The 18,879-nt window shown below is 60.2% G+C and carries 16 protein-coding genes; 15 read left to right on the top strand and 1 reads right to left on the bottom strand.

All coding sequences use genetic code 11. From position 1 onward, the window contains the following. Positions 1-38: 38 nt before the first annotated feature. The 4 genes from ACYCCG_RS21045 to ACYCCG_RS21030 all read left to right on the top strand — a co-directional run bounded on the left by ACYCCG_RS21045 (position 39) and on the right by ACYCCG_RS21030 (position 3,003). Positions 39-1,481, top strand: coding sequence for an aminotransferase-like domain-containing protein (locus ACYCCG_RS21045; protein WP_176682169.1), 1,443 nt, complete (start codon positions 39-41; stop codon positions 1,479-1,481). Between the two features lie 64 nt (positions 1,482-1,545). Next, positions 1,546-1,980 carry a hypothetical protein gene (locus tag ACYCCG_RS21040; protein ID WP_209967210.1) on the top strand — a complete coding sequence of 145 codons (435 nt, stop codon included), beginning with the start codon at positions 1,546-1,548 and terminating at the stop codon, positions 1,978-1,980. Positions 1,981-2,109: 129 nt separating this feature from the next. Continuing rightward, entirely contained in the window at positions 2,110-2,364 is a 255-nt protein-coding gene (locus ACYCCG_RS21035; protein WP_176682171.1) for a YkgJ family cysteine cluster protein, read from the top strand. 33 nt (positions 2,365-2,397) lie between these two features. After that, positions 2,398-3,003 (top strand): START domain-containing protein, encoded by a 606-nt coding sequence (locus tag ACYCCG_RS21030; RefSeq protein ID WP_043195569.1) that lies wholly within the window; start codon positions 2,398-2,400, stop codon positions 3,001-3,003. A 175-nt stretch (positions 3,004-3,178) separates the two neighbouring features. Here ACYCCG_RS21030 and gltA read toward each other — a convergent pair whose 3' ends face one another. After that, complete coding sequence (gltA, locus tag ACYCCG_RS21025; protein WP_021784847.1) at positions 3,179-4,468, bottom strand: citrate synthase; 1,290 nt, start codon at positions 4,466-4,468, stop codon at positions 3,179-3,181. Positions 4,469-4,820: 352 nt separating this feature from the next. On the opposite strand from gltA, the gene sdhC reads away from it, so the two are divergent. From sdhC to ACYCCG_RS20970, 11 genes are all read left to right on the top strand, one after another. Further along, positions 4,821-5,207, top strand: a complete 387-nt coding sequence (gene sdhC / locus ACYCCG_RS21020; RefSeq protein ID WP_008091902.1) for a succinate dehydrogenase, cytochrome b556 subunit — start codon at positions 4,821-4,823, stop codon at positions 5,205-5,207. Beyond that, positions 5,201-5,569: a succinate dehydrogenase, hydrophobic membrane anchor protein gene (gene sdhD, locus ACYCCG_RS21015; RefSeq protein WP_003254214.1), complete on the top strand. Its 369-nt coding sequence runs from the start codon at positions 5,201-5,203 to the stop codon at positions 5,567-5,569. Before sdhC ends, sdhD begins: the two co-directional genes overlap by 7 nt. 3 nt (positions 5,570-5,572) lie before the next feature. Then, complete coding sequence (gene sdhA, locus ACYCCG_RS21010) at positions 5,573-7,345, top strand: succinate dehydrogenase flavoprotein subunit (protein WP_003254213.1); 1,773 nt, start codon at positions 5,573-5,575, stop codon at positions 7,343-7,345. Between the two features lie 11 nt (positions 7,346-7,356). After that, positions 7,357-8,061, top strand: coding sequence for a succinate dehydrogenase iron-sulfur subunit (locus ACYCCG_RS21005; RefSeq protein ID WP_003254212.1), 705 nt, complete (start codon positions 7,357-7,359; stop codon positions 8,059-8,061). 246 nt (positions 8,062-8,307) lie between these two features. After that, on the top strand, positions 8,308-11,139 hold the full coding sequence (locus ACYCCG_RS21000) for a 2-oxoglutarate dehydrogenase E1 component (RefSeq protein WP_021784848.1): 2,832 nt from the start codon (positions 8,308-8,310) through the stop codon (positions 11,137-11,139). 42 nt (positions 11,140-11,181) lie between these two features. After that, a complete protein-coding gene (odhB, locus tag ACYCCG_RS20995; RefSeq protein ID WP_021784849.1) occupies positions 11,182-12,405 on the top strand; it encodes a 2-oxoglutarate dehydrogenase complex dihydrolipoyllysine-residue succinyltransferase in 1,224 nt (407 codons plus the stop codon). A gap of 96 nt (positions 12,406-12,501) precedes the next feature. Beyond that, positions 12,502-13,938: a dihydrolipoyl dehydrogenase gene (lpdA, locus tag ACYCCG_RS20990; protein ID WP_021784850.1), complete on the top strand. Its 1,437-nt coding sequence runs from the start codon at positions 12,502-12,504 to the stop codon at positions 13,936-13,938. A gap of 172 nt (positions 13,939-14,110) precedes the next feature. Beyond that, positions 14,111-15,277, top strand: a complete 1,167-nt coding sequence (sucC, locus tag ACYCCG_RS20985) for an ADP-forming succinate--CoA ligase subunit beta (RefSeq protein ID WP_003254205.1) — start codon at positions 14,111-14,113, stop codon at positions 15,275-15,277. Beyond that, the gene (sucD, locus tag ACYCCG_RS20980; RefSeq protein WP_003254203.1) at positions 15,277-16,161 is read left to right on the top strand and encodes a succinate--CoA ligase subunit alpha; all 885 of its coding nucleotides are present in this window, start codon (positions 15,277-15,279) and stop codon (positions 16,159-16,161) included. The genes sucC and sucD overlap by 1 nt, the downstream gene beginning before the upstream one ends. A gap of 403 nt (positions 16,162-16,564) precedes the next feature. Then, entirely contained in the window at positions 16,565-17,878 is a 1,314-nt protein-coding gene (brnQ, locus tag ACYCCG_RS20975) for a branched-chain amino acid transport system II carrier protein (RefSeq protein WP_176682172.1), read from the top strand. A gap of 235 nt (positions 17,879-18,113) precedes the next feature. Further along, entirely contained in the window at positions 18,114-18,863 is a 750-nt protein-coding gene (locus ACYCCG_RS20970) for a DUF599 domain-containing protein (RefSeq protein ID WP_209967208.1), read from the top strand. Positions 18,864-18,879: the final 16 nt, after the last annotated feature.

Here is an 18,879-nt window from a genome sequence, read left to right as displayed (position 1 = left end):
CCGTCAGTGACCCGTACAAGAACAACGAGCATGTCGACATGACCAACCTGCTGCTGTACCAGCGTATCGCCCAGCAACTGGCCGATGATATCCGTCGCGGTGTCTACCAGCCAGGCGAGCGGGTACCCTCCGTGCGCAAGATGAGCGCCCAGCTCAATGTCAGTCATGCCACGGTGTTGCAGGCCTATGCCAATCTCGAGGACCAAGGGCTTATCCGGGCGCGGCCGCAGTCTGGCTACTACGTGCACCAGACACCTGCCTTGACCGCGCAAACGCCGGACATCGCCCGGGTGGAGCGCCCCGGCCTGGTCACGCGCGCCAGCATCATTCAGCAGGTGCTGACTGAGGCGCGTCGCGATGGTGTGTTCCCGTTTGGCGCTGCAGTGCCGCATGTCGACTATCTGCCCGTGCGCGCCCTGCATCAGCAAATCGCCAAGGTGACGCGCTTCCATAGCCCGCGCGCCTTCAGCTACATGTTCAGCCCTGGTTTCGAGCCGCTGCGCCGACAGATCGCCATACGCATGCGCGATGCCGGCGTGTTGGTCGACCCGCGTGAAGTGATCGTCACCCATGGGTGTGTAGACGCCCTGCAGATGTCGCTGCGTGTGCTGACCCGTCCAGGTGACCTGATCGCCGCCGAGTCGCCGACCTATTACGGCTTGCTGCAACTGGCTGACCTGCTGGGTTTGAAAGTGATCGAAATTCCCAGCGATCCGTCCACCGGTATCAGCCTCGAAGCCTTGCAATTGGCGGCTAACCAGTGGTCGATAAAGGCTTTGGTGCTGACTGCGCGCTTGAGCAACCCGCTGGGCGGCACCGTCCCGGAAGAGCGGCAAAAGCAATTGCTGCGTCTGGCCTCGGACTTCGATATCCAGATCATCGAGGATGACATCTACGGTGAACTGATGTTCGAGCAGGGCAAGACCAAGGCGCTGAAGGCGTTCGACCGGCTGGACCGGGTCATCTACTGTTCGAGCTTCTCCAAGACGTTGTCCCCCGGCGTGCGCGTTGGCTGGATGATCGCGGGGCGTTACCAGGACGAGATTCAGCGCTTGCAGACTTTTACCACCCACTCGGCTTGCAGCGTGACGCAGATGGGGGTGGCAGCCTACCTGGAAAATGGCGGCTACGACCGGCATCTTCGCTTCATGCGCCAGGAGTATCGCAAGAACCTCAGCGCCTATCAGCTGGCAGTGCAGCAACACTTCCCCGAGGGCACCCAGATGACTCGGCCGACAGGTGGCTTCATCCTCTGGGTAAGCCTGCCAGGTCGGGTCAATACCCAGGAGCTGCATGTGCGCGCGCTGGAGCAGGGTATCAGCATTGCACCAGGACTAATATTCAGTAACACAGAGCAGTTCAACCACTGTGTACGACTCAATTGCGGCATTCCATGGAATAAAGAGGCCGAACGGGCTGTGATTACGCTCGGTTTGCTGGCGCAGCAGTTGTGCAGGGAGACTGCGGTCACGCTTTTGTAAGGCTTGCAAGCCGTCTGTGGAACAGGGAGCATACGCACTTTTCCTGCCAGTCTGTCCATTTGCCATGAACGCTTCGCGCTGCTTCGTTCTGATCGTGTGCCTTTTGCCGTTCTGCTGCCCGGTCGCCCCCGCTTTGGCTGCGCAACCGGCAAGCCAGGCTCAGGCCGCTCAGGGTAAGCAGGTGCCAAAAAAGGCGACAGCCAAGCCCGCGCACAAGCCGCTCAGCAAAGCGGTTGCCAAACCATTACCCAAGACGGAGCTGGACCTCAGCCTGCCAGTTGATATGGTCAACAACCTTGAGCCGAATGTGGGCACGCCTTCGCCAATCCAGCGGCGCAAACCATTGTTGCCGCCCATGTTCACAGAAAGACCAGAGACCAATGACAGCCCGTTCCAGCTCAATGGTCGGCTGATCAACAACGAAATGCAGCTGCAACTGCGCAATGACAGCCGTCATGACGTGGAAGGAGCAGCCATCGATTTCGAGTATCGCCAATAGGCGCGAACTGACTGCCGGGTCACAGCAGATTTCATCGTGCCAGCAATTTCAAACGTCTGTTTGAGCCGTTACTATCCAGGGACGTTCGTCCCGTTTTGTTCCAGGGAGTCCTGATTTTGGTGAACAGTCATGAAATGCCGTGAGGGCTGTGGTGCCTGCTGCATCGCCCCGTCCATCACTTCCGCGATGCCGCGAATGCCCAATGGCAAGCCGGCAGGAGAGCGCTGCCTGCACCTGACTGCGGCCAACCTTTGCGACCTGTTCGGCAAGCCTGAGCGGCCCGCGGTGTGTGGTGGTTTCAAGGCAGATGTCGAGGTGTGTGGCAGTGATCGTGACGACGCAATCAGGATTCTTGGCTGGTGGGAGCAGATGACGGCGGCGTGACAGGCTGGATCTTCGACAACAAGGATAAACATGATGAGATCGTTCAAGCGTATTGCACTGCTGTGTGGCGTGGGTGTTCTGCTGTCGCCTGTGGCCTGGGCTGAAAACTGGCAAGTGGCCAAGGACGAGGAGGGCATCAAGGTGTCCCTCAGTGAGGTGGCCGGGTCCAAGTACAAGGCCTATCGCGGTGTGACCGTGATCAAGGCGCCGCTGGCCAAGGTCGAGGCGCTGCAGGAGGACGTGTCCGGGGCCTGTGCCTGGATTCACGAATGCAAGTCGCAGAAGCTGCTCAAGCACGAAGGTGACCAGAGCTGGACCTATACCCAGTTCAATACGCCATGGCCGGTGACGCCGCGTGATTCCGTGCTGCACATTACGACCGTCAAGGAGGCGGATGGCAGCCTGACCCGTAACCTGAAAGAAGAGCCGACTTACCTGCCGGAAGAGAAGGGTTTTGTTCGGGTGGCAAAAGTCGACGGCTTCTGGAAGCTGGTGCCCAAGGGTGACAGCACTGAAGTGACCTACCAGGTGCACACCGAGCCAGGTGGTAGCGTGCCGGCGATGGTGGCCAACAAGTTCGTGGTGGATGCGCCGTTCAATACCCTGAAAGGGCTGCGCGAGCGGGCGGAGAAAAACTGAGGTTTTGTGGTGTCTGTGCCGGCCTCTTCGCGGGCTTGCCCGCTCCCACAGGTACAGCGCAGCCCTCGAGATCTGTGCAGTACCTGTGGGAGCGGGCAAGCCCGCGAAGAGGCCGGTACAGGACAAATAAAAAAGGCTGCCCGAGGGCAGCCTTCTTGCGTTCGGCTACTGCAGCTTACTTGCGGTCCTTCAGGGCAACGAGGTCGCGCTTTTGCTCGCCGGTGTACAGCTGGCGCGGACGGCCGATCTTGTACGGGCTGGAGAGCATTTCTTTCCAGTGCGAGATCCAGCCCACGGTACGTGCCAGGGCGAAGATCACGGTGAACATGCTGGTCGGAATGCCGATTGCCTTGAGGATGATCCCCGAGTAGAAGTCGACGTTCGGGTACAGCGAGCGCTCGATGAAATACGGATCGGTGAGGGCGATCTCTTCCAGGCGCATGGCCAGTTCCAGCTGCGGGTCGTTCTTGATGCCCAGCTCGCGCAGGACTTCGTCGCAGGTCTGCTTCATCACGGTGGCGCGCGGGTCGCGGTTCTTGTACACGCGATGACCGAAGCCCATCAGCTTGAACGGGTCGTTCTTGTCCTTGGCCTTGGCGATGAATTTGTCGATGTTCGAAACATCACCGATTTCATCGAGCATGGTCAGTACGGCTTCGTTCGCACCGCCGTGGGCCGGGCCCCACAGTGCAGCGATACCGGCGGCGATACAGGCGAACGGGTTGGCACCCGACGAGCCGGCCAGGCGCACGGTGGAGGTAGAGGCGTTCTGCTCGTGGTCGGCGTGGAGGATGAAGATCCGGTCCATTGCCTTGGCCAGCACCGGGCTGATCGGTTTGATCTCGCACGGGGTGTTGAACATCATGTGCAGGAAGTTTTCCGCGTACGACAGGTCGTTGCGCGGGTACATCATCGGCTGGCCCATGGAGTACTTGTAAACCATCGCGGCCAGGGTCGGCATCTTGGCGACCAGGCGCACCGCGGAAATTTCGCGGTGTTGCGGGTTATTGATGTCCAGGGAGTCGTGATAGAACGCCGACAGGGCGCCGACTACGCCGCACATCACTGCCATGGGGTGAGCGTCGCGGCGGAAGCCGTTGAAGAAGGTCTTCAGCTGCTCGTGAACCATGGTGTGGTTCTTGACGGTGCTGACGAACTGGGCCTTTTGCTCGGCATTCGGCAGTTCGCCATTGAGCAGCAGGTAGCAGGTTTCGAGGTAGTCGGACTGTTCGGCGAGTTGCTCGATCGGGTAGCCGCGGTGCAGCAGGATACCTTTGTCGCCGTCAATATAGGTGATCTTCGACTCGCACGAGGCAGTCGCCATGAAACCTGGGTCGAAGGTGAAGTGACCAGTGGCCCCTAACCCGCGGACGTCGATTACATCAGGACCAACGGTGCCGGTTAAAATGGGCAGCTCGACGGGGGCAGCGCCCTCGATGACCAACTGCGCTTTTTTGTCAGCCATGTGGCCTCCTATTAATGCTTGAAATCATCAGACAGACCCCCCACGCAGGGCCCGCACCACTATAGAGGGATAAATTCAGATGTCAATTTGCCTAAAGGCTTGTTGAATCAAGCATTCAAGCCTGATTTTTCCCGAAATTCTCGCCCATTTACGCCTTTTGTTCATTAAAGGCAATGCGCTATTTGGGCTACCCCGTCACGTTGTCATAAGCAGCCTAACTGTCTATACTCGGCACCCGACCGCCAGGGGCTTGCAAGCCCGAACTGCTGGGGGTCGCCGTTCCCTGGGTGGTGGGTACCTGACCAGTACACTTACCAACAACTTTGCCCTGATTCGCTAGGGGCTCTTCAGTGTGAAAAAAGCCGTGAAAAGCCAACGACCTGTAAACCTAGACCTAAGGACCATCAAGCTCCCCGTCACTGCGTACACGTCCATCCTGCACCGTATCTCCGGCGTCATCCTGTTCATCGGCCTTGCCATCATGCTTTATGCACTGGGCAAGTCGCTGGGTTCCGAGGAAGGCTTCGGTGAGGTGAAGGCGTGTCTGACCAGCCCGCTGGCCAAGTTCGTGACCTGGGGTCTGCTGTCCGCCCTGCTTTATCACCTCGTGGCAGGTGTTCGACACCTGATCATGGACATGGGTATCGGTGAGACGCTGGAAGGCGGCAAGCTGGGCTCGAAAATCGTGATCGTCATCTCCGTGGTGCTGATCGTTCTGGTGGGAGTTTGGGTATGGTAACCAATGTCACGAACCTGTCGCGTTCGGGCCTCTATGACTGGATGGCGCAGCGCGTTTCTGCGGTCGTTCTCGCGGCTTACTTCCTCTTCCTGATCGGCTACGTGGTCGCCCACCCAGGCATCGACTACACCCAGTGGCATGGTCTGTTCTCCAACAACGCGATGCGGATCTTCAGTCTGCTGGCCCTCGTTGCCCTGGGCGCTCACGCCTGGGTCGGCATGTGGACCATTGCAACCGACTACCTGACGCCTATGTCGTTCGGCAAGTCGGCAACTGCGATTCGTTTCCTGTTCCAGGCGGTATGCGGCGTTGCGATGTTCGCTTACTTCGTCTGGGGTGTGCAGATTCTCTGGGGTATCTGATCCATGGCTAGCATTCCAACCATTTCCTTCGACGCCATCATCATCGGTGGCGGCGGCGCCGGCATGCGCGCAGCGCTGCAACTGGCTCAAGGCGGCCACAAGACGGCCGTAGTCACCAAGGTCTTCCCGACCCGTTCGCACACCGTATCCGCCCAGGGCGGCATCACCTGCGCCATCGCTTCGGCCGACCCGAACGACGACTGGCGCTGGCACATGTACGATACCGTCAAGGGTTCCGACTACATCGGTGACCAGGACGCTATCGAATACATGTGTCAGGAAGGCCCGGCTGCGGTCTTCGAACTGGATCACATGGGTCTGCCGTTCTCGCGCACCGAAACCGGCCGCATCTACCAGCGCCCGTTCGGCGGTCAGTCCAAGGACTTCGGTAAAGGTGGTCAGGCCGCCCGTACCTGTGCCGCTTCGGACCGTACCGGTCACGCGCTGCTGCACACCCTGTACCAGGGCAACCTGAAAGCTGGCACCACGTTCCTCAACGAGTACTACGCAGTTGACCTGGTGAAAAACCAGGACGGCGCATTCGTTGGTGTGATCGCCATCTGCATCGAAACCGGCGAAACCCTGTACATCAAGTCCAAGGCCACCGTGCTGGCCACTGGCGGTGCGGGCCGTATCTACGCTTCCACCACCAACGCCCTGATCAACACCGGTGACGGTATCGGCATGGCCCTGCGTGCAGGCGTGCCGGTGCAGGACATCGAAATGTGGCAGTTCCACCCGACCGGTATCGCCGGCGCTGGTGTACTGGTCACCGAGGGTTGCCGCGGTGAAGGTGGCTACCTGATCAACGCCCACGGCGAGCGCTTCATGGAGCGTTACGCGCCGAACGCCAAAGACCTGGCCGGCCGCGACGTGGTTGCCCGTTCCATGGTCAAGGAAATCATCGCCGGCAACGGCGTGGGCCCGAACAAGGACCACGTACTGCTGAAGCTGGACCACCTGGGCGAGGAAGTGCTGCACAGCCGCCTGCCAGGTATCTGCGAGCTGTCCAAGACCTTCGCCCACGTCGACCCTGTGGTCGCGCCGGTGCCGGTCGTGCCGACCTGCCACTACATGATGGGCGGCGTTGCCACCAACATTCATGGCCAGGCCATTACCATGGACGCCGACGGCCAGGATCACATCATCCCGGGCCTGTTCGCCGTAGGTGAAGTGGCGTGCGTATCGGTTCACGGTGCCAACCGCCTGGGCGGCAACTCGCTGCTCGACCTGGTGGTGTTCGGCCGTGCTGCCGGCCTGCACCTGGAGAAGGCATTGAGCGAAGGCGTGGAATACCGCGACGCCAGCGACACCGACGTCGATGTTGCCCTGAACCGCCTGAACAAGCTCAACGAGCGTACCAGCGGTGAAGACGTTGCCAGCCTGAAGCGCGAGCTGCAGAGCTGCATGCAGAACTACTTCGGTGTATTCCGTACTGGCGAATACATGCAGAAGGGTATCGAGCAGCTGGCCGGTCTGCGTGACCGTATCGCCAACGTCAAGATCAACGACAAGTCCCAGGCCTTCAACACCGCGCGTATCGAAGCGCTGGAGCTGCAGAACCTGCTGGAAGTCGCCGAAGCTACCGCCATCGCGGCCGAAGCCCGTAAAGAGTCCCGCGGTGCTCACGCCCGTGAAGACTTCGAAGACCGTGACGACGAAAACTGGCTGTGCCACACCCTGTACTACCCGGGTGAGAAGCGCGTTGCCAAGCGCGGCGTCAACTTTGCGCCGAAGACTGTTCCAGCCTTCGAACCAAAAGTCCGGACTTACTAAGGGTGGCTGCTATGTTGAAAGTCGAAGTTTATCGTTACAACCCGGACACCGACTCTGCGCCGAAAATGGAGTCGTTCGACGTCGATACCGGCGGCAAGGACCTGATGGTGCTGGATGTATTGGCACTGATCAAGGAAAAGGACGAGGGTTTCTCGTATCGTCGCTCCTGCCGTGAAGGCGTCTGCGGTTCCGATGGCATGAACATGAACGGCAAGAACGGCCTGGCCTGCATCACCCCGCTGTCGGCGGTGGTGAAGGGCGGCAAGCTGGTTCTGCGTCCGCTGCCAGGCCTGCCAGTCATTCGTGACCTGGTGGTCGATATGAGCATCTTCTACAAGCAGTACGAGAAGGTGAAGCCGTTCCTGCAGAACGACACTCCGGCACCGGCCATCGAGCGCCTGCAGTCGCCGGAAGACCGTGACAAGCTGGACGGCCTGTACGAGTGCATCCTGTGCGCTTGCTGCTCGACTTCCTGCCCGTCGTTCTGGTGGAACCCGGACAAGTTCCTGGGCCCGGCAGCACTGCTGCAAGCTTACCGCTTCCTTGCCGACAGCCGCGATACCAAGACTCAGGAGCGCCTGGCGTCCCTGGATGACCCGTTCAGCGTATTCCGCTGCCGCGGGATCATGAACTGCGTAAACGTTTGCCCGAAAGGTCTCAACCCGACCAAGGCAATCGGTCACGTACGTAACATGCTGCTGCAAAGCGGCACCTGATACAAAGTGTTGTACCTGCAATAAGCCGAGGTGCGGGTGGTGAGCCCGCACTGAGGTAAAACCCGAACAAGGGCCCACAAAGCCCGCGTTCATTACCTATGAAGATATGAGACCAGCAGGGGCTTTCCGGGCTGGTACCCGGAAAATCAGCAGGATCCAGGTGGCGTGGTTCAGTCGCTGTTTTCGGACTTTTCCAGGTTTGCTGTGGCTCTCGCCGATCAGTCCCCTAATCGAGGGTGACCAAGCATGCAAGAAAGCGTGATGCAGCGCATGTGGGATAGCGCCCACCTTTCAGGTGGTAACGCTGCATATGTGGAAGAGCTCTACGAGCTCTACCTGCACGACCCTAACGCTGTGCCAGAAGAGTGGCGCACTTACTTCCAGAAGTTGCCAGCCGACGGCAGCACCGCTACTGATGTATCGCACTCGACAATCCGCGACCATTTCGTACTGCTGGCAAAGAACCAGCGCCGCGCCCAACCGGTTTCCGCCGGGAGCGTGAGCAGTGAACACGAGAAGAAGCAGGTTGAAGTTCTGCGACTGATCCAGGCCTATCGTATGCGCGGCCATCAGGCTGCCAAGCTCGACCCGTTGGGGTTGTGGCAGCGCCCTGCGCCAGTAGACCTGTCGATCAATCACTACGGCTTGACCAATGCCGATCTTGATACGACCTTCCGTGCCGGCGACCTGTTCATCGGCAAAGAGGAGGCGAGCCTACGCGACATCTTCGATGCACTCCAGAAGACATATTGTCGCACCATTGGCGCCGAATTCACCCACATCGTCGATTCCGAGCAGCGCAGCTGGTTCCAGCAGCGTCTTGAAAGCGTGCGCGGCCGTCCGGAGTTTTCCGCTGACGTGCAGGCCCACCTGCTTGAGCGCGTGACCGCCGGTGAGGGCCTGGAAAAGTACCTGGGCACCAAGTACCCGGGCACCAAGCGTTTCGGCCTTGAAGGCGGCGAGAGCCTGATTCCGATGCTGGATGAAATGATCCAGCGTTCCGGCTCTTACGGCGCCAAGGAGGTCGTGATCGGCATGGCCCACCGTGGCCGCCTGAACGTGCTGGTGAACACCTTCGGCAAGAACCCGCGCGAGCTGTTCGACGAGTTCGAAGGCAAGAAGATGAACGAGCTGGGCTCCGGTGACGTGAAGTATCACCAGGGCTTCTCCTCGAACGTGATGACCCCGGGTGGCGAAGTGCACCTGGCCATGGCGTTCAACCCGTCCCACCTGGAAATCGTTTCGCCGGTGGTCGAGGGTTCGGTGCGCGCCCGTCAGGACCGCCGCAACGACACCGTTGGCGACAAGGTGCTGCCGATCTCGATCCACGGCGACGCTGCGTTCGCTGGCCAGGGTGTGGTCATGGAAACCTTCCAGATGTCGCAGACCCGCGGTTTCAAGACCGGCGGTACCGTGCACATCGTGATCAACAACCAGGTTGGTTTCACCATCAGCAACCCCCTGGATGCGCGCTCCACCGAGTACGCGACCGACGTTGCCAAGATGATCCAGGCACCGATCCTGCACGTGAACGGCGATGACCCGGAAGCCGTGCTGTTCGTCACCCAGTTGGCCATCGACTACCGCATGCAGTTCAAGCGTGACGTGGTCATCGACCTGGTCTGCTACCGTCGCCGTGGCCACAACGAGGCTGACGAGCCTAACGGCACCCAGCCGCTGATGTACCAGCAAATCAGCAAGCAGCGCACTACCCGTGAGCTGTATGCCGAGCAACTGATCCAGGCCGGTCGCATCGACGCCGAGCGCGCTCAGGCCAAAATCGACGAGTACCGCAACGCGCTGGACAATGGCCTGCACGTGGTGAAGAGCCTGGTCAAGGAGCCGAATCGCGAGCTGTTCGTCGACTGGCGTCCGTACCTGGGCCATGCCTGGACCGCGCGTCACGACACCCGTTTCGACCTCAAGACCCTGCAGGATCTGTCGGCCAAGCTGCTCGAGCTGCCGGAAGGTTTCGTGGTCCAGCGTCAGGTGTCGAAGATCTACGAAGACCGTCAGAAGATGCAGGCCGGTGGCTTGCCGATCAACTGGGGTTATGCAGAGACCATGGCTTACGCCACCCTGCAGTTCGAAGGTCACCCGATCCGCATGACCGGCCAGGACATCGGCCGTGGCACCTTCTCGCACCGTCACGCGGTGCTGCACAACCAGAAGGACGCCAGCACCTACATTCCGTTGCAGAACCTGTTCCCGGGCCAGCCACGTTTCGACCTGTACGATTCGTTCCTGTCCGAGGAGGCGGTACTGGCCTTCGAATACGGCTACTCCACCACCATGCCGAACGCGCTGGTGATCTGGGAAGCCCAGTTCGGCGACTTCGCCAACGGTGCGCAAGTGGTGATCGACCAGTTCATCACCAGCGGTGAGCACAAGTGGGGTCGCCTGTGCGGTCTGACCATGCTGCTGCCACACGGCTATGAAGGGCAGGGGCCGGAGCACTCCTCCGCGCGTCTGGAGCGTTACCTTCAGCTGTGCGCCGAGCACAACATCCAGGTCTGCGTACCGACTACGCCAGCACAGATTTACCACCTGCTGCGTCGCCAGGTGATCCGCCCGCTGCGCAAGCCGCTGGTAGTCCTGACGCCGAAGTCGCTGCTGCGCCACAAACTGGCCATCTCGACTCTGGAAGACCTGGCAGAAGGCTCGTTCCAGACTGTGATCCCGGAAATCGACGCAATCGATCCGGCCAAGGTCGAGCGTCTGGTGCTGTGCAGCGGCAAGGTCTACTACGACCTGCTGGAAAAGCGCCGTGCCGAAGGCCGCGAAGACATTGCCATCCTGCGTATCGAGCAGCTGTATCCGTTCCCTGAGGACGATCTGGTCGAAATCCTCGCGCCTTACACCAACCTCAAGCATGCGGTCTGGTGTCAGGAAGAGCCGATGAACCAGGGCGCCTGGTACAGCAGCCAGCACCACATGCGCCGTATCCTGGGCCGCCACAACAAGGCACTGACCCTGGAATACGCCGGTCGCGACGCTTCTGCCGCGCCAGCCTGTGGTTACGCTTCGAAGCACGTCGAACAGCAGGAAAAACTGCTGCAAGACGCCTTCACTGTCTAACGCCTTCGCGCACCTGAAACCGAATTTAAGGAAACACAGATAATGGCTATCGAGATCAAAGCCCCAACCTTCCCGGAATCGGTTGCCGACGGCACCGTTGCCACCTGGCACAAGAAGCCGGGCGAAGCCGTCAAGCGTGACGAGCTGATCGTCGACATCGAGACTGACAAGGTTGTCCTGGAAGTACTGGCTACTGCCGATGGCGTGCTGGGCGATATCGTCAAGGGCGAGGGCGACACCGTCCTGTCCGACGAACTGCTGGGTTCGATCGTTGAAGGCGGTGCTGCCGCAGCACCAGCCGCGGCAGCCGCTCCTGCTGCTGCTCCGGCCGCTGCTGCCGCTGACGCCGGCGAAGATGACCCGATCGCTGCCCCGGCCGCGCGCAAGCTGGCTGAAGAAAACGGCATCGACCTGGCTACCGTGGCAGGTACCGGTAAAGGCGGTCGCGTCACCAAGGAAGACGTGGTTGCTGCTGTTGCCAACAAGAAGTCGGCACCTGCCGCTGCCCCGGCTGCCAAGCCTGCTGCCGCCGCCGCTGCCCCGGTTGTCGTCGCCGCTGGCGACCGCACCGAGAAGCGCGTGCCGATGACCCGCCTGCGTGCCAAGATCGCCGAGCGTCTGGTCGAAGCCCAGTCGAACATGGCGATGCTGACCACCTTCAACGAAGTGGACATGACCGAAGTCATGGCCCTGCGCTCGAAGTACAAGGACCTGTTCGAGAAGACCCACAATGGCGTGCGCCTGGGCTTCATGTCGTTCTTCGTCAAGGCTGCTACCGAAGCGCTGAAGCGCTTCCCGGCCGTGAACGCCTCGATCGACGGCAACGACATCGTCTACCACGGTTTCGCCGACGTCGGTGTTGCCGTGTCCAGCGACCGTGGCCTGGTGGTGCCGGTGCTGCGTAACGCCGAGTCGATGAGCCTGGCTGAAATCGAGAACGGCATCGCTACCTTCGGCAAGAAGGCCCGTGACGGCAAACTGGCCATCGAAGAAATGACCGGTGGCACCTTCACCATCACCAACGGTGGTACCTTCGGTTCGATGATGTCGACCCCGATCGTCAACCCGCCGCAGGCCGCCATTCTCGGCATGCACAACATCATCCAGCGCCCGATGGCCATCAACGGCCAGGTCGTGATTCGCCCGATGATGTACCTGGCGCTGTCGTACGATCACCGCCTGATCGACGGCAAGGAAGCGGTAACCTTCCTGGTCACTATCAAGAACCTGCTGGAAGATCCGTCCCGCCTGCTGCTGGACATCTAATCGCGCAGCTGTAAGCTGCAAGCCGCAAGCTTCAAGCTGAAGCCTGCTGGTCTTGCGGCTTGCAGCTTGCCGCTTGAAGCTAAAAAGGAATCTTTTATGACCCAGAAATTCGACGTAGTGGTGATTGGTGCAGGTCCTGGCGGCTATGTAGCTGCCATCAAGGCTGCCCAACTTGGTCTGAAGACTGCCTGTATCGAGAAGTACACCGACGCCGAGGGCAAGCTGGCCCTGGGCGGCACCTGCCTGAACGTAGGTTGCATTCCTTCCAAGGCGCTGCTGGACAGCTCCTGGAAGTACAAGGAAGCCAAAGAGAGCTTCAACGTCCACGGTATCTCCACTGGCGAAGTGAAGATGGACGTCGCCGCGATGGTTGGCCGCAAGGCTGGCATCGTCAAGAACCTGACCGGTGGCGTTGCCACCCTGTTCAAGGCCAACGGCGTTACTTCGATCCAGGGCCACGGCAAGCTGCTGGCTGGCAAGAAGGTCGAAGTCACCAAGGCTGACGGCACCACCGAAATCATCGAAGCCGAGAACGTGATCCTGGCTTCCGGCTCGCGCCCGATCGACATTCCGCCGGCTCCGGTCGACCAGAACGTCATCGTCGACTCCACCGGCGCCCTGGAATTCCAGGCCGTACCGAAGCGCCTGGGCGTTATCGGTGCAGGCGTGATCGGCCTGGAACTGGGCTCGGTATGGGCTCGCCTGGGTGCTGAAGTCACCGTGCTGGAAGCCCTGGACACCTTCCTGATGGCTGCCGACACCGCCGTGTCGAAAGAAGCCCAGAAGACCCTGACCAAGCAAGGCCTGGACATCAAGCTGGGCGCTCGTGTCACCGGCTCGAAAGTCAACGGCAATGAAGTCGAAGTGACCTACACCAACGCCGAAGGCGAGCAGAAGATCACCTTCGACAAGCTGATTGTCGCAGTCGGCCGTCGCCCGGTGACCACCGATCTGCTGGCTTCCGACAGCGGCGTGACCATCGACGAGCGTGGTTACATCTTCGTCGACGATTACTGCGCCACCAGCGTTCCGGGCGTGTACGCCATCGGTGACGTGGTACGCGGCATGATGCTGGCCCACAAGGCTTCGGAAGAGGGCATCATGGTCGTCGAGCGCATCAAGGGCCACAAGGCCCAGATGAACTACGACCTGATCCCCTCGGTCATCTACACCCACCCGGAAATCGCGTGGGTCGGCAAGACCGAACAGGCCTTGAAGGCCGAGGGCGTTGAGGTTAACGTGGGCACCTTCCCGTTCGCGGCCAGCGGCCGTGCGATGGCAGCCAACGACACCGGCGGTTTCGTCAAGGTCATCGCCGATGCCAAGACCGACCGCGTTCTGGGTGTTCACGTGATTGGCCCATCGGCTGCCGAACTGGTGCAGCAGGGCGCAATCGCAATGGAATTCGGCACCAGTGCCGAGGATCTGGGCATGATGGTCTTTAGCCATCCAACCCTGTCCGAAGCGTTGCATGAAGCAGCGCTGGCGGTGAATGGCGGCGCCATTCACGTGGCCAACCGTAAGAAGCGTTAATTATAAGAAACCACGGCGGGCTGCCCGTCGTGAGTCTTGCGTGCATGACTCACCGCGGAAAGTCCGCCGGACCGGATCACATGGGATAACCCGGGGTCAACGGTCACAGGTGGTGCGGCGCCACTGATGGCGCAGCGCCGAAGCGCAGTACCTAACGAAGACGGTAAAAAGCATGAATCTTCACGAGTATCAGGGTAAGCAGCTGTTCGCTGAATACGGCCTGCCAGTTTCCAAGGGTTTCGCAGTCGACACCCCTGAGCAAGCTGCAGAAGCCTGCGACAAGATCGGCGGGAACGAGTGGGTTGTAAAAGCCCAGGTTCACGCGGGTGGTCGCGGTAAAGCGGGCGGCGTAAAGCTGGTTCGCAGCAAGGAAGACGCCAAGGCGTTTGCTGCACAGTGGTTGGGCAAGAATCTGGTTACCTACCAGACCGATGCCAACGGTCAACCCGTCTCCAAGATTCTGGTCGAATCCTGCACTGACATCGCCAAAGAGCTGTACCTGGGCGCTGTAGTCGATCGTTCGAGCCGCCGTATCGTGTTCATGGCTTCCACCGAAGGTGGCGTGGACATCGAGAAAGTCGCTCACGAAACGCCTGAGAAAATCCTCAAGGCCACCATCGACCCACTGGTCGGCGCTCAGCCGTTCCAGGGTCGCGAGCTGGCATTCCAGCTGGGCCTGGAAGGCAAGCAAGTTCAACAGTTCGCCAAGATCTTCGTTGGCTTGGCCAAGCTGTTCAAGGATCACGACCTGGCGCTGCTGGAAGTGAACCCGCTGGTGATCAAGGCCGATGGCGACCTGCACTGCCTCGATGCCAAGATCAACATCGACGCCAACGCCATGTACCGTCAGCCGAAGCTGAAAACCTTCCACGACCCGTCGCAGGACGATGCCCGTGAAGCCCACGCTGCCAAGTTCGAACTGAACTACGTTGCCCTTGAAGGCAACATCGGCTGCATGGTCAACGGTGCCGGCCTGGCCATGGGTACCATGGACATCGTCAACCTGCACGGCGGCAAGCCGGCCAACTTCCTTGACGTTGGCGGTGGTGCTACCAAAGAGCGCGTAACCGAAGCGTTCAAGATCATTCTGTCCGACAGCAATGTCGCGGCCGTTCTGGTCAACATCTTCGGCGGCATCGTTCGCTGCGACATGATTGCCGAAGGCATCATTGGTGCAGTGAAAGAAGTCGGCGTCAAAGTTCCGGTCGTCGTTCGCCTCGAAGGCAACAACGCCGAACTGGGCGCTAAAGTACTGGCAGAAAGCGGTTTGAACATCATTGCGGCAACCAGCCTGACCGACGCTGCTCAACAAGTTGTCAAAGCTGCGGAGGGCAAGTAATGAGCGTCCTGATCAATAAAGACACCAAAGTCATCTGCCAGGGCTTCACCGGCTCGCAGGGTACTTTCCACTCCGAACAGGCCATTGCCTACGGCACCAAGATGGTCGGCGGCGTAACCCCAGGCAAGGGTGGCACCACCCACCTGGGCCTGCCGGTGTTCAACACCGTCAAGGAAGCCGTGGAAGCGACCGGCGCTGACGCTTCGGTCATCTATGTACCGGCTCCGTTCTGCAAAGACTCGATCCTGGAAGCGGCCTTCGGCGGCATCAAGCTGATCGTCTGCATCACCGAAGGCATTCCTACCCTGGACATGCTGGATGCCAAGGTCAAGTGCGACGAGCTGGGCGTTACCCTGATCGGCCCTAACTGCCCAGGTGTCATCACCCCGGGCGAGTGCAAGATCGGCATCATGCCAGGCCACATCCACCTGCCAGGCAAGGTCGGTATCGTTTCGCGTTCCGGCACCCTGACCTATGAAGCTGTGAAGCAGACCACCGACGCCGGCTTCGGCCAGTCGACCTGTGTCGGCATCGGCGGTGACCCGATCCCGGGCTCCAACTTCATCGATATCCTGAAGCTGTTCCAGGAAGACCCGAAGACCGAAGCGATTGTCATGATCGGTGAGATCGGCGGTTCGGCTGAAGAAGAAGCTGCGGCCTACATCAAGGCCCACGTCACCAAGCCTGTCGTATCCTACATCGCCGGTGTTACTGCACCTGCGGGCAAACGCATGGGCCACGCTGGCGCCATCATCTCCGGCGGCAAGGGCACTGCGGACGAGAAATTCGCCGCCCTGCAGGACGCGGGTGTGAAGACCGTGCGTTCCCTGGCTGACATTGGCAAGGCCCTGGCCGAGCTGACTGGCTGGGAAGCCAAGAAGTAATACTGCTACACCCCCCACGCGCACAGAGGCCACCTTCGGGTGGCCTTTGTCGTATGTGGGGTTCGTAGGAGCGGGTTTACCCGCGAAGAGGCCGGTTCTGGCAATAGAGATTCTTCGATAGGTTTAATAGGAATTTTCACGCAGACGAATGTTTCAATCCGAGGATAATTCCAGCCGTCCTCGGTCACACAGACGACAAACATGTACGCACATCGGACAAGCAGCACTGTGCCAGTGCGTTTGACTGACAAACCAGTTACATTACGCGTTCACTCTGTGCCCGTACCCCAAAAGGGAACGACACGCTAAACGGGTCTGGCCTATCAAGCCGGGCAGCATTTCCCCTTACCCAAAGGGAAATCCCCTCTCGAATCCCGATTTCAGCAGTGTGGTACTACCTTAAATGAAAGTTCTCAAAGGCCAGGATATCCTGGCGCTTGGCTTTATGACGTTTGCGCTTTTCGTGGGTGCAGGCAATATCATCTTCCCGCCTATCGTCGGTCTGCAGTCTGGCCCGCACGTCTGGATGGCGGCCTTGGGCTTCCTGGTCACCGCCGTGGGCCTGCCGGTCATCACCGTTGTCGCCTTGGCCAAGGTCGGTGGTGGCATGGATGCACTGAGCAGCCCGATCGGCAAGTTCTTCGGCGGCCTGCTGGCGGCTGTGTGCTACCTGTCGGTCGGCCCGCTGTTCGCCACCCCGCGTACGGCGACCGTGTCGTTCGAAGTAGGCGTTGCACCGCTGACCGGTGAAAGCCCGCTGGCGCTGTTCATCTACAGCCTGGTGTACTTCATCGTCGTGCTGGCCGTGTCCATGTACCCTGGCAAGTTGCTCGACACCGTGGGCCGCTTCCTGGCGCCGTTGAAGATCATTGCCCTGGCGGTGCTGGGTATCGCTGCCTTCGCGTTGCCCGCCGGTACCATTGGTGAAGCACAGCCTGCCTATGCCGCCGCTGCGTTCTCCAAAGGCTTCTCCGATGGCTACCTGACCATGGATACCCTGGGTGCCCTGGTGTTCGGTATCGTCATTGTCAATGCCATTCGTTCGCGCGGTGTCGAGTCGCCGAGGCTGATCACCCGCTACGCCATCATCGCCGGCCTGATCGCCGGTGTCGGGCTGGCCCTGGTCTACATCAGCCTGTTCCGCCTGGGTGCCACCAGCCACGACATTGCCGCTGACGCCACCAACGGTGCGGCGGTGCTGCATGCCTACGTACAGCACACCTTCGGTTCGCTGGGCAGCGGCTTCCTGGCCGTGCTGATCGCGCTGGCCTGCCTGGTGACTGCGGTTGGTCTGACCTGTGCCTGTGCCGAGTACTTCAGCCAGATCCTGCCGCTGTCGTACCGCGCGCTGGTGGTGATCCTCGCCGGCTTCTCGCTGCTGATCTCCAACCTTGGCCTGACCAAGTTGATCATGTTCTCGATCCCGGTGCTCACCGCCATCTATCCGCCGTGCATCGTGGTGGTCGGTCTGAGCTTCGTCAAAGACCTGTGGAACTCGCCAACGCGCATCCTGGCACCCGTGATGCTGGTCTCGCTGCTGTTCGGCATGGTCGATGCGATCAAGGGCAGCAGCCTTGCCCACATGTTGCCAGACTTCATGGCGCACCTGCCATTGAGTGATGCCGGTATGGCTTGGCTGGTACCGTCGGTGGTGACCCTGGTGGGTGCCGTGGCCTGCGACCGCATGCTCGGCAAGCCGCGCGAGGCGTTGGCCTGACCGTACAAGTCGAAGCCTGAGGGCGGCACCGGCCACAAGCCGTAGGGTGCGCGCCAAGGGTGAAAACAAGAGAGCCCCGTATCCGAAAGGATGCGGGGCTTTTCGTTGGTTGCCTGTTGCGGTCTCTTCGCAGCAGGTCAGGCATTTTTCACTGTGCAGGTGTGCCTTTTGCCGCTTGCCAGCGTCGAAATCCGGTCCCTATCCTTTAGGCACATGGCCCTTTCGGGAACCCTGCATGAACTTCATCCAAAGCAACCTCAACAACCTGCTGGCCATCGCCTGGTTCGCCCTTTGCTGGGGTGGCTATACCCGCTATGCGATCTGGAAGGGGCGCGACACCGCGTGCCTGGCCAGTGTGCTGCACCTGTACCGTGAAGACTGGATGCGCCGTATGTTGCTGCGCGACAACCGCATCGCCGATGCCAGCGTGATCGGTAACCTGGAGCGCAACGCCTCGTTCTTTGCCTCCAGCACCCTGATCATTCTGGCTGGCATCCTCACCGTGCTCGGTGCCTCCGACCGGGCACTGTCGTTGCTGGCCGACCTGCCGCTGGTTCAGCAGACATCCCAGGGCATGTCGGAGATCAAGCTGCTGTGCCTGGCCATGGTATTTGTCTATGCCTTCTTCACGTTCAGCTGGTGCATGCGCCAATACAACTTTGCCGCCGTGCTGGTGGGCTCGGCGCCGATGATCGGCGAACGGCTGGTCAACGAGCTGGAGCGCAAGGCGTTCGCTTCACGGGCGGCGCGGGTATTGTCGTTGGCGGCTAACCAGTTCAACCTTGGGCTGCGTTCTTATTACTTCGGAATGGCCATGTTGAGCTGGTTCATCAGCCCATGGTTGTTCATGGCGATGAGTGTGGGAGTAGTGCTGATTCTGTACCGTCGAGAGTTCCATTCGGATGTACTCGATGTGATGGTGTTCACACCGACCGAAAGTGTATTGTCGGAGCCTGCCAAGGAAAGCTCCGCAGCCTCTAACTGAAACGATTAATCGAAAC

The organism is Pseudomonas sp. VEM90, assembly GCF_054611535.1.
Note: the sequence above shows the minus strand (reverse complement) of the source record. Positions and strands in the feature narration are given on the sequence as shown.

Bases quoted from the DNA above. Each gene is read 5' to 3' on its own strand.
- ACYCCG_RS21030 (WP_043195569.1), top strand. From the start codon at position 2,398: ATGAGATCGTTCAAGCGTATTGCACTGCTGTGTGGCGTGGGTGTTCTG.
- sdhD (WP_003254214.1), top strand. From the start codon at position 5,201: ATGGTAACCAATGTCACGAACCTGTCGCGTTCGGGCCTCTATGACTGG.
- gltA (WP_021784847.1), bottom strand. From the start codon at position 4,468: ATGGCTGACAAAAAAGCGCAGTTGGTCATCGAGGGCGCTGCCCCCGTC.
- brnQ (WP_176682172.1), top strand. From the start codon at position 16,565: ATGAAAGTTCTCAAAGGCCAGGATATCCTGGCGCTTGGCTTTATGACG.
- lpdA (WP_021784850.1), top strand. From the start codon at position 12,502: ATGACCCAGAAATTCGACGTAGTGGTGATTGGTGCAGGTCCTGGCGGC.
- sdhA (WP_003254213.1), top strand. From the start codon at position 5,573: ATGGCTAGCATTCCAACCATTTCCTTCGACGCCATCATCATCGGTGGC.
- ACYCCG_RS21005 (WP_003254212.1), top strand. From the start codon at position 7,357: ATGTTGAAAGTCGAAGTTTATCGTTACAACCCGGACACCGACTCTGCG.
- ACYCCG_RS20970 (WP_209967208.1), top strand. From the start codon at position 18,114: ATGAACTTCATCCAAAGCAACCTCAACAACCTGCTGGCCATCGCCTGG.
- sucD (WP_003254203.1), top strand. From the start codon at position 15,277: ATGAGCGTCCTGATCAATAAAGACACCAAAGTCATCTGCCAGGGCTTC.
- ACYCCG_RS21045 (WP_176682169.1), top strand. From the start codon at position 39: ATGACCAACCTGCTGCTGTACCAGCGTATCGCCCAGCAACTGGCCGAT.
- sucC (WP_003254205.1), top strand. From the start codon at position 14,111: ATGAATCTTCACGAGTATCAGGGTAAGCAGCTGTTCGCTGAATACGGC.
- ACYCCG_RS21035 (WP_176682171.1), top strand. From the start codon at position 2,110: ATGAAATGCCGTGAGGGCTGTGGTGCCTGCTGCATCGCCCCGTCCATC.
- odhB (WP_021784849.1), top strand. From the start codon at position 11,182: ATGGCTATCGAGATCAAAGCCCCAACCTTCCCGGAATCGGTTGCCGAC.
- ACYCCG_RS21000 (WP_021784848.1), top strand. From the start codon at position 8,308: ATGCAAGAAAGCGTGATGCAGCGCATGTGGGATAGCGCCCACCTTTCA.
- ACYCCG_RS21040 (WP_209967210.1), top strand. From the start codon at position 1,546: ATGAACGCTTCGCGCTGCTTCGTTCTGATCGTGTGCCTTTTGCCGTTC.